Genomic DNA, 1,647 nt, shown 5'->3' with positions numbered 1-1,647 from the left:
GAGTCGATCCGATGAGAAACGCGTGGCGGCTGTTCGCTTTCGACATCCTGGCCCCCCTGGCGGCTATCACTGCACTGGTGGCGATCGGTGGGGTGCTCGCGTGGCCCCGCTGGTGGGTGGCCGTCGGCACGGCGCTGGTATTGCTGGTGGTGGAGGGCGTCGCCATCAACTTCTGGCTGCTACGCCGGGACGCGGTCACTGTCGGGACCGACGACGACGCGCCCGCGCTGCGGCTGGCGGTCGTTTTCCTGGCCACGGCGGCGCTGGGTGCCGCGGTGGTGACCGGTTACACGCACTGGACGACCAAGGACGAGGACTTCAAGCGGGACTCGGTGGCGGTGACCCAGGTCGCCACCGGGCTGGCCGAGGCGGTCGCGTCGTTCTCCCCGACGGCGCCGGCGGCCTCGATCGACCGGGCCGCGGGACTGATGGTGCCGGAGCGGGCCGGCAAGTTCAAAGAGGAGTTCACCAAGTCCAGCGCCGAGATGGTGCAGCAGAAGGTCTCCGTCCAGGCCGCCACGCTGGCGGCGGGCGTCGAGGCCATCGGGCCGTCGGCGGCCAGCGTCGCGGTGGTCCTGCGGGTAACCAAGAACGCGCCCGGCCAACCCACCAGTCAGGCCAACCCGGCGGTGCGGGTGACGCTGACCAAACGGGGTAACGACTGGCTGGTGAACGACTTCGTGCCGATCGGGCGTTGATCAGTCGGAGATCAGTTGGAGTTGGACGACCGCTCGTTCTTCACCCGGACGAAGCGGTCGGACAGCCGGCGCATCCGGATCATCAGCGAGGCCGACGGGCTGACGCTGCCGTCGAGGTAGGTGGCGAGGTCGTCGGCGGCCACGCCGATGCGTGACGCGAACTCCTGTCGGGCCAAACCCGAACGGTCCATCAGCAACTGCACGTGCCGGGCGACTTCGGCGCGCTCATTGGCCTCGAGGTGGGTGCGGGCGCGCTCGAGCACCTCCCAGAGCGCCTTGGCGATCCCGACGGGGCGGGACCCGCGCAGGATCTCCTCGACCTGCCGAGCGGTGCGCCCGTAAGGATCCCGCTTGAGGGCGCCCGCGATGCGCTTCCAGGTGCCGATGTCGCCGCCCTGCAGGGCGGCGTTGATGGCGGCGGTGGACCAGAATTCGACGGGCTGGTCCGGGTCGGGCCGCCGCACCGAGTCGGATCGTGCGGAGGGCGCGGCCGGCACCCCTTTCCAGCGGTCGGCAGCCAACGTCACCTCGCCTCCTCCAACATCGCCACGGCCACGGACAGGCAGCGCTGCCTGACCTCCTCCCAGTTTGCCTTCTCGTCCTCGGACCACTCGTCGTCGAGACCGGGGTCGAGGTCAGACGGCTCGGGATCGGCCAGCCGGCGGACCAGCTCGGTGGCCATCCACTGCTGCCGCGCGGCCGATCCGGCAGGTTGACCAGAGTAATACCTGTCCATGCCGCCCAGCACCATAGCGGCGGTCTCCGGATCCATGACGTCGACCATGTCTGCAAATTCGGCGTAGTCGCGGCTGTTGTTACGGACCATGATCAAGTAGCCCTTGAGCCGCAGCGTTTCGGCGCCGGTGGGGATCAGCAGGCGGTCGCCGGTGGGCAGCTGGACGTTGGTGGTCTCCACCGGGCTGCGGCGGCGGTACTTGGGTCGAGCCCG

General features: G+C 69.6%; 2 protein-coding genes and 1 pseudogene. 1 reads left to right on the top strand and 2 read right to left on the bottom strand.

The window, feature by feature from the left end; genetic code table 11:
• Positions 1-11 precede the first annotated feature (11 nt).
• Entirely contained in the window at positions 12-698 is a 687-nt protein-coding gene (locus A9X01_RS14550) for a hypothetical protein (RefSeq protein ID WP_065121456.1), read from the top strand.
• Positions 699-709: 11 nt separating this feature from the next.
• On the opposite strand, the gene A9X01_RS14545 is transcribed toward A9X01_RS14550, so the two are convergent.
• Entirely contained in the window at positions 710-1,225 is a 516-nt protein-coding gene (locus A9X01_RS14545) for a hypothetical protein (protein WP_065121455.1), read from the bottom strand.
• A pseudogene (locus tag A9X01_RS14540) lies at positions 1,222-1,647 on the bottom strand (hypothetical protein); the annotation flags it as partial. The gene A9X01_RS14545 and the pseudogene A9X01_RS14540, both read right to left, overlap by 4 nt.

It is taken from the genome of Mycobacterium asiaticum (assembly GCF_001668675.1).
GTDB lineage: Bacteria > Actinomycetota > Actinomycetes > Mycobacteriales > Mycobacteriaceae > Mycobacterium > Mycobacterium asiaticum_D.
The sequence above is the reverse complement of the archived record's forward strand: the minus strand, read 5'-3'. Positions and strand labels throughout refer to the sequence as shown.